The organism is Pseudomonas sp. HMWF006 (assembly GCF_003061205.1).
GTDB classification, from domain to species: domain Bacteria; phylum Pseudomonadota; class Gammaproteobacteria; order Pseudomonadales; family Pseudomonadaceae; genus Aquipseudomonas; species Aquipseudomonas monsensis.
The window spans coordinates 16,789-23,841 of the sequence record NZ_QAIU01000602.1; the positions used below are offsets into that span (position 1 = coordinate 16,789).

General features: G+C 57.5%; 8 protein-coding genes and 1 pseudogene. 2 read left to right on the forward strand and 7 right to left on the reverse strand.

The features are described 5' to 3' along the window. Positions 1 to 121: 121 nt before the first annotated feature. Positions 122 to 1,339 (forward strand): argininosuccinate synthase, encoded by a 1,218-nt coding sequence (locus DBR24_RS28010; RefSeq protein ID WP_027612065.1) that lies wholly within the window; start codon positions 122 to 124, stop codon positions 1,337 to 1,339. A 131-nt stretch (positions 1,340 to 1,470) separates the two neighbouring features. Here the strand turns inward: DBR24_RS28010 and DBR24_RS28015 are convergent, their stop codons facing one another. Next, entirely contained in the window at positions 1,471 to 2,187 is a 717-nt protein-coding gene (locus DBR24_RS28015; RefSeq protein WP_128616322.1) for a hypothetical protein, read from the reverse strand. 469 nt (positions 2,188 to 2,656) lie between these two features. Here DBR24_RS28015 and DBR24_RS28020 point away from each other — a divergent pair, with 469 nt between their 5' ends. Next, positions 2,657 to 3,283, forward strand: a complete 627-nt coding sequence (locus tag DBR24_RS28020; protein ID WP_123466240.1) for a response regulator transcription factor — start codon at positions 2,657 to 2,659, stop codon at positions 3,281 to 3,283. Between the two features lie 86 nt (positions 3,284 to 3,369). Here DBR24_RS28020 and DBR24_RS28025 read toward each other — a convergent pair whose 3' ends face one another. The 6 genes and pseudogenes from DBR24_RS28025 to DBR24_RS28050 form a co-directional block, all read right to left on the reverse strand. Further along, the gene (locus tag DBR24_RS28025) at positions 3,370 to 3,549 is read right to left on the reverse strand and encodes a PA3496 family putative envelope integrity protein (protein WP_123466242.1); all 180 of its coding nucleotides are present in this window, start codon (positions 3,547 to 3,549) and stop codon (positions 3,370 to 3,372) included. Between the two features lie 107 nt (positions 3,550 to 3,656). Then, a complete protein-coding gene (gene nth / locus DBR24_RS28030; protein WP_123466244.1) occupies positions 3,657 to 4,295 on the reverse strand; it encodes an endonuclease III in 639 nt (212 codons plus the stop codon). Next, positions 4,292 to 4,873: an Rnf-Nqr domain containing protein gene (locus DBR24_RS28035; protein WP_128616323.1), complete on the reverse strand. Its 582-nt coding sequence runs from the start codon at positions 4,871 to 4,873 to the stop codon at positions 4,292 to 4,294. Before DBR24_RS28035 ends, nth begins: the two co-directional genes overlap by 4 nt. After that, the gene (locus tag DBR24_RS28040) at positions 4,870 to 5,475 is read right to left on the reverse strand and encodes an RnfABCDGE type electron transport complex subunit G (protein ID WP_128616324.1); all 606 of its coding nucleotides are present in this window, start codon (positions 5,473 to 5,475) and stop codon (positions 4,870 to 4,872) included. Before DBR24_RS28040 ends, DBR24_RS28035 begins: the two co-directional genes overlap by 4 nt. After that, the gene (locus DBR24_RS28045) at positions 5,472 to 6,455 is read right to left on the reverse strand and encodes an RnfABCDGE type electron transport complex subunit D (protein ID WP_128616325.1); all 984 of its coding nucleotides are present in this window, start codon (positions 6,453 to 6,455) and stop codon (positions 5,472 to 5,474) included. The genes DBR24_RS28040 and DBR24_RS28045 overlap by 4 nt, the downstream gene beginning before the upstream one ends. Then, positions 6,442 to 7,053, reverse strand: a pseudogene (locus DBR24_RS28050) (electron transporter RnfB); the annotation flags it as partial. The gene DBR24_RS28045 and the pseudogene DBR24_RS28050, both read right to left, overlap by 14 nt.

Genomic DNA, 7,053 nt, shown 5'->3' on the forward strand with positions numbered 1-7,053 from the left:
TCATCGTCGCGCTCTCGACAGAATCTGTCGCTTTGTCGTCTTAAGCTGTCGCGCCTCTGTAAATTATCGCGTTTGAGCGGTAGACTCCTCGGCTTTCCGTAGAACCCCGTGGAGTGATGGCATGGCGGACGTAAACAAGGTCGTTCTGGCGTATTCCGGCGGCCTGGACACTTCGGTGATCCTCAAGTGGCTGCAGGATACTTATAACTGTGAAGTGGTGACGTTCACCGCTGATCTCGGTCAAGGCGAAGAGGTCGAGCCGGCCCGCGCCAAGGCTCAGGCCATGGGCGTCAAAGAAATCTACATCGACGATCTGCGCGAAGAGTTCGTGCGTGATTTCGTGTTCCCGATGTTCCGCGCCAATACCGTTTACGAAGGCGAGTACCTGCTGGGTACTTCCATCGCACGCCCGCTGATCGCCAAACGTCTGATCGAAATCGCCAACGAAACCGGCGCCGACGCCATTTCCCATGGTGCTACCGGCAAGGGTAACGACCAGGTGCGTTTCGAACTGGGTGCCTACGCACTCAAGCCAGGCGTGAAAGTGATTGCTCCTTGGCGTGAGTGGGACCTGTTGTCCCGCGAGAAACTGATGGACTACGCCGAGAAGCACGCGATCCCGATCGAGCGTCACGGCAAGAAAAAATCCCCGTACTCGATGGATGCCAACCTGCTGCACATCTCCTATGAAGGCGGCGTGCTGGAAGACACCTGGACCGAGCACGAAGAAGACATGTGGCGCTGGACCGTCTCCCCGGAGAAGGCTCCCGACACCCCGCAATACCTGGAACTGACCTACCGTAACGGCGACATCGTTGCGCTGGACGGCGTCGAAATGACCCCGGCCACCGTATTGGCAACGCTGAACAAGATCGGTGGCGCTCACGGTATCGGTCGTCTCGACATCGTCGAAAACCGTTATGTCGGCATGAAGTCCCGTGGTTGCTACGAAACCCCGGGCGGCACCATCATGCTGCGCGCTCACCGCGCCATCGAGTCGATCACCCTGGACCGCGAAGTCGCTCACCTCAAAGACGAGCTGATGCCGAAATACGCCAGCCTGATCTACACCGGCTACTGGTGGAGCCCTGAGCGTCTGATGCTGCAACAGATGATCGACGCTTCGCAGGTCAACGTGAACGGTGTGGTTCGTCTGAAGCTGTACAAGGGCAACGTGATCGTGACTGGCCGCAAGTCCGACGATTCGCTGTTCGATGCCAACATCGCGACCTTCGAAGAAGACGGCGGTGCTTACAACCAGGCCGACGCGGCGGGCTTCATCAAGCTCAATGCGCTGCGCATGCGCATTGCGGCCAACAAGGGTCGCAAGTTGTTCTGATTCTTTCAGAACGCTGTGCAATGAAAAGGCGGGCTTGTCGTTAAGACAGGCCCGCCTTTTTTATTGAATGCTGTGTCTTGCGCGTATCGGGCGATCTCTGGCGCACTCTCGCAATGGACGTGCTCCATCCTTCAAACCCGCCCCAACAGCGTGATCGCTTGTGAGCACACGTTGTAAACAATATAGGGCGTCGCGCCCGTGTCCTTCTTCGCCGGTTTGATCGGCAGTAACGCGTTTTGTGTCAGGAAAACATCCGACACATGATTGCTGATAAGGACGATGACCCGGTCGGTTTTTTTGTCGGTGTGGTGGATTTTTTCCAGAATCGCCGTGATTTCTTTCGTCGTGTCGAGATTCCGTATGTCGATCATGTGCAGGCTGCGCAGGGCCGTGGTCAACTGAATGATGTGCTGAACAACAGGTCCCGAGGATGCGCTGTCACCTGACGGCGGATCGGCCACGTTGTGGGCTCTGCACTTGTTCTTGCATGGGCTGGTTTGAGGGGGACCGGACAGTATGCAACTTGAAAACCCTGAAATACCTTGGGCACGCAGTTCTCGCGAAGATGGATTTCGTCTGGAGTTGCGCTCGCTGTTTTCGATGGCTTTTAAAAAGCTTTCATCTTTATTGAAATCGGATGGGGAATACAGTGAGCGGTGGTTGAAGTTTAAAGTCAGAAAGAAAAGAAATAACAAGTAGAACGGGAATATGACGAGAAACCACACGTAAAACTCACGATCTTCATTGCCAAGAAATGGCAGGGACACGGCGGCCGATGTTTCCGAAATGGCTGCGAATATAGCGATGACCGTCATCGGGTTGGTAATTCTGCTCTTGATTTTTAACATGATCGTGCTCTTGTGGTTGTAGGTTTTCATTGTTTTGTGAGTTGTTGGCGGCTTTTTTGTTGCAAGGGCTTGCTCTTGGTTATAACAAAATTATTTTCCGAAGTATAAATACCCGCGCTCCGAATGTTTGTAAGTTATTGACGATGCGCGGCTGTTTTAAGTGGCGAGCGCCATAACTTTTTATTTCTATATGCTGCGATACGGCGTGTGATGCCTGCCACGACAGACGCTCGCGTTGCTAGCGCAGCGCTGGCTGGCAAACAGCGCACGCCGTTACAGATTCAAGCCGAGAGTGTCCGTTGAGGCGTCGGATTTTTAGATGAGGAAAGGATTTTTGTGGGATTTATCCTCATTGGCTGTAGGGAATGTCTCTGGATGCAAGTGCGTGTGAAACTTGGCATGCCACGGGACAAGTGGCTGGGATATTGTGCGTGTTCAAAAAATTCGAACAGCGAAACTGGACTTGCCCATGAATAAAGTGCTGATCGTGGATGATCACCCCGTCATTCGTCTTGCGGTACGTATGCTGATGGAACGTCATGGCTATGAAGTCATCGCGGAAACTGATAACGGTGTGGATGCATTGCAACTTGCTCGCGACCAGATGCCGGATATTGTCATTCTGGATATTGGTATTCCGAAACTTGATGGCCTGGAAGTTATCGCGCGCCTGACTTCAACGGCCATGCCTGTCAAGGTTCTCGTATTGACGTCACAGGCACCCGGACACTTTTCAATGCGCTGCATGCAATCGGGGGCGGCGGGTTATGTGTGTAAACAGCAGGACCTCACCGAGTTGCTCAGTGCAATCAAGGCAGTGTTGTCGGGCTACAGCTATTTTCCCAATCAGGCGCTGCACACCGTGCGCACCAGTCTGGGCAACGCCAGCGAAGCCGATATGGTGGATCGCCTGTCCGGTCGGGAAATGATGGTCTTGCAACAGTTGGCGCGGGGAAAGACCAACAAGGAAATTGCCGATGGCATGTTTTTAAGCAACAAGACGGTGAGCACTTACAAGACCCGCCTGTTGCTCAAGCTCAATGCCCGCTCACTGGTCGATCTGATCGAGTTGGCGCAGCGTAACGGACTTGTCTGAGTGGCGTCACTGACGTGATCATGGGCCGATCGAATTCAGCGAGTCGCAGAAAATGAAAAGCCTCCGTATCGGGAGGCTCTCAAATGTCAGAGATCAAAATCGTAATCAGCCAATTGCTTTTGCAGTCGGCGCTCCTCAAGCAGGTTGTCGATGGTGCGGCGTTTGCTCAGATTGGTTTTGGCGACCTCGACCACCGGTTCGGTGTCGTCGGTTTCCGCAGCAGTAAATTCGTCATCTACATCCAGTTGTTCTTTACTGTCAGTCATAAGGTTAACTCCAGGCTAAGACTGCCTTTGGCGCTCCTTATATCGACATTCCTGCTGTGGGTAAAAAAGATTTTTTCAATCGGTGAATCAGTAAAACCAATAGCCACTCAATCGTCCGATGTTTTGTGTTTGTACTCGCACAGATCTTCGATCCGGCAACTGCCACAGCGCGGCTTGCGGGCGAGACACACGTAGCGACCGTGCAAAATCAGCCAGTGGTGAGAATCCAGCAGGTAGTCTTTGGGTACAAACTTCATCAGCTTCTTTTCCACCTCAACCACATTTTTCCCCGGAGCGATGCCGGTGCGATTGCTGACACGAAAAATGTGCGTGTCGACCGCCATGGTCAATTGTCGAAAAGCGGTATTGAGCACCACGTTGGCGGTCTTGCGGCCCACGCCGGGCAGGGCTTCCAGCTCTTCACGGGTTTGCGGGACTTCACCATTGTGCAGTTCGACCAGCATGCGGCAGGTCTCGATCACGTTCTTGGCTTTGCTGTTGTAGAGGCCGATGGTCTTGATGTATTCGGACAGCCCTTCGACACCCAGGGCGTGGATCGCTGCCGGGGTATTGGCAACGGGGAAGAGCCTGGCCGTGGCCTTGTTCACGCCAACGTCCGTCGACTGCGCCGACAGAATCACCGCAATCAGCAATTCGAAGGGCGAGGAGTAGGCCAGTTCGGTTTTCGGCTCGGGATTGTCTTCATGCAGTCGACGAAAAATCTCAAGGCGTTTTGCGGCATTCATGGGTGATGTGTTTCCTTGGAGAGAGCGTTCGAGCGAGTCAAAGCCTGGCGGGCAGCCAACAGCAGCCCCAGCAATATGAAAGCGCCGGGAACCAGGGTGAACAGGTGCAGCCCTTCGTTGAACAGAACCAGACCTTGCCAGCGTTCTGAGAGACCACGACCGAGATGGCCCTGACCGAGCAGCTCACGCAGTACCGCCAGCGTCAGTAGCAGCCCGCTCGACAGGCCAAAAAACGTCAGGCGTTCGGTGCGCGCCTGACGAAAGAAACCATTGTATTCCAGCACTACGCATTGCAAGGCGATCAGCCCGCTATAGAACCCGAGTGCCTGGTGCCACTGCAACGCCCAGCGCTGCCCAAGGATATTGGCGCAACTGGTCAGGGTGGCGGCCAGCAGCAGGCTGGCCAGCAACAGGCCGCTGTCAGGCAGCCGAGCGCGCAATGGAGCAATGCACACCGCGTAAGCCGTCGTGACAACGCTCGACATCAACAACATGCCCAGCGCGCCGGCCAGTGTGGCGCTGGTACCCAGCAGCAGCGCCAGCAGCAAGGCGTTGCTCAGATTCGTCGGCCGGTTCATGGTGCGCCCCCCAGCAAGGTTGCCCGGTGCTCATCAAAGTAGCGCAGGGCGTCATGGATGGCATGGACGGTGGCGCGGGAGGTGATAGTCGCGCCCGCCAGTTGATCGAACTGCCCCTGATCCTTTTTCAAGGCCCAGCCTGTGTCATCGGGGGCGCTGCGTGATTTCCCGGAAAACCCTGCCAGCCAGTTGTTCGGCCAGTCGCCGACATGCCCGCCCAACGCCGGCGTTTCATGTTGCCGCAGGGTTTTAACACCCAGCAGTCTGCCATTGGCATCAATCGCGATGAGCAATTCGATGGCGCCGGCATAGCCCTCGGTTTGCGTGCGCAACAGCACCGCCACCGGCTGCCCGGCTTTGCTTGCCCGGTAACCCGTCAACAGCGTGCTGTGGCTCAACGTCGTATCCGCCAACGCCAGTGGCTGTTCCAGAGGCTGATTGTCGTAGGCATCCGCGGCGAGCACATCCAACAGTTTGCGACTGTCGAGCAGACGTTGTTCGATGGCAATCTGCGGTGCACTGCTGCGTTGCACCTCATAAGTCAGGCCGAGACCAACACTGGCGATCAGCACCAGTGTGATGACAGAGGCCGCGCGGTTCATGAATGCACCTGCGCCTGGCGAGTGGCGGCAAAACGCTCCAGCGCCGGCACACAGAGATTCATCAGCAACACCGCAAACGCGACGCCATCCGGGTAGCCGCCCCAAGTGCGGATCAGGTAGGTCAGCAGTCCGACACCGACGCCGAACAACAGCCGGGCCAGCGGACTTTTTGGCCCGGACACCGGTTCGGTGATGATGAAAAATGCACCGAGCATGGTCGCGCCGCTCAGCAGATGAAACAGCGGCGAGCCGTGGGAGTCGGAGCCCGAACCGTTCCAGCACAGCAGGCTGATGACAAACAGGCTGACCAGCATGCCGGCCGGTGCTTGCCAGCCGATCACCCTACGTTGCAATAGCAGCAGCCCCCCGGCAAGAAACGCCAGATTGACCCACTCCACGCCGCGCCCGCCGAAATGGCCGAACGCCGGGTTGGCGGCGAATAGCTCATCCATGGTCAGGCTTTTGTTGATACGCAGACTGTCCAGCGCGGTGGCCTGAACCCAGGCGTCCGGCGCCTGACCCGTATTGAAGACCTGTTCAAACGTTGCCAGCAGATTCATCCCGTGCGCCGGCCAGTGGGTCATCGGCTGCGGGAACAGCACCATCGCCAGCGCAAAGCCGAGCATGGCCGGATTGAACGGATTCTTGCCGATGCCACCGTACAGGTGCTTGCCGAACAGCAAGCCGCCAGCAATCGCCGTCACGGTCAGCCACCACGGGCAATAAGGCGGCAGGGCCAGCGCCAGCAATGTCGCGCTGACCCATGCGCTACCGTCGCTCAGCGTCGGGTGCAGCGGTTGTCGGCGCAGGCGGCTGACGCTTGCCTCGACCAGTGATGCGGTGGCTACCGCCAGCAGCAGATTGATCAGCACGCCCCAGCCGTACAGCCAGAACAACGCCAGCAGCCCCGGCAGCGTAGCGAGCAGCACCAGCTTCATCGCCTGTTGCAGGCGATCATCCGGTGCTTCACGGGGCAACATGATCGTGTACCTGACGCTCGGCGTCCTGCAGACGGGCGCGGGCCTTGTCGAGGGCGTCGCTGGGCGTGTCGGCGCGGCGTTCGAGCTTGCTCAGGTCGGCGCGGGCGTAGGCCAGTTCGGTTTTCAACTGGCGCAACTGGCTGTCGATCGGACGTTTTTCCACGCGCACGAGATCAGGCAGCGGTTGCTCGCTGGCGGCTTCGGCAGCGTGAAGCGCTAGCTCTGCGTCACGCAAGGCCTGTTCCAGCGTGGCGAGTCGCTCCGGCGGCGCTTCGGCAGTCTGGGCCTTTTTCAGTTCGGCGCGGTGCATGGCCAACTGGATTTTCGCCCGTTTCAGGTCTGCGTCTTTCGCCGGGGCCGGGGCCACCGCTGTTGGAGCGCCGGGAGCGTTGCTTTCGAGTTTCGCCAGCGCCTGCTCGGCGGCTTCGAACTGCTGTTGCAACACGATCAGTTGTGACTGCTGCTCGAACGTCGGTGGATGGCCGAAGGCTTTCAGCGATTTGTGCAATTGCGCGCGGCTCATGGCGACGTCGATCTTGGCTTTTTTCAGCGCGGCGTCGGCGGTCGCGGCTTTCTGCGCGCGCACCCGTTCCAGAGC

Excerpts from the sequence above, each read along its gene's own strand:
- DBR24_RS28040 (WP_128616324.1), bottom strand. The coding sequence starts at position 5,475 with ATGAACCGCGCGGCCTCTGTCATCACACTGGTGCTGATCGCCAGTGTT.
- DBR24_RS28025 (WP_123466242.1), bottom strand. The coding sequence starts at position 3,549 with ATGACTGACAGTAAAGAACAACTGGATGTAGATGACGAATTTACTGCT.
- DBR24_RS28035 (WP_128616323.1), bottom strand. The coding sequence starts at position 4,873 with ATGAACCGGCCGACGAATCTGAGCAACGCCTTGCTGCTGGCGCTGCTG.
- DBR24_RS28045 (WP_128616325.1), bottom strand. The coding sequence starts at position 6,455 with ATGTTGCCCCGTGAAGCACCGGATGATCGCCTGCAACAGGCGATGAAG.
- DBR24_RS28010 (WP_027612065.1), top strand. The coding sequence starts at position 122 with ATGGCGGACGTAAACAAGGTCGTTCTGGCGTATTCCGGCGGCCTGGAC.
- DBR24_RS28020 (WP_123466240.1), top strand. The coding sequence starts at position 2,657 with ATGAATAAAGTGCTGATCGTGGATGATCACCCCGTCATTCGTCTTGCG.
- DBR24_RS28015 (WP_128616322.1), bottom strand. The coding sequence starts at position 2,187 with ATGTTAAAAATCAAGAGCAGAATTACCAACCCGATGACGGTCATCGCT.
- nth (WP_123466244.1), bottom strand. The coding sequence starts at position 4,295 with ATGAATGCCGCAAAACGCCTTGAGATTTTTCGTCGACTGCATGAAGAC.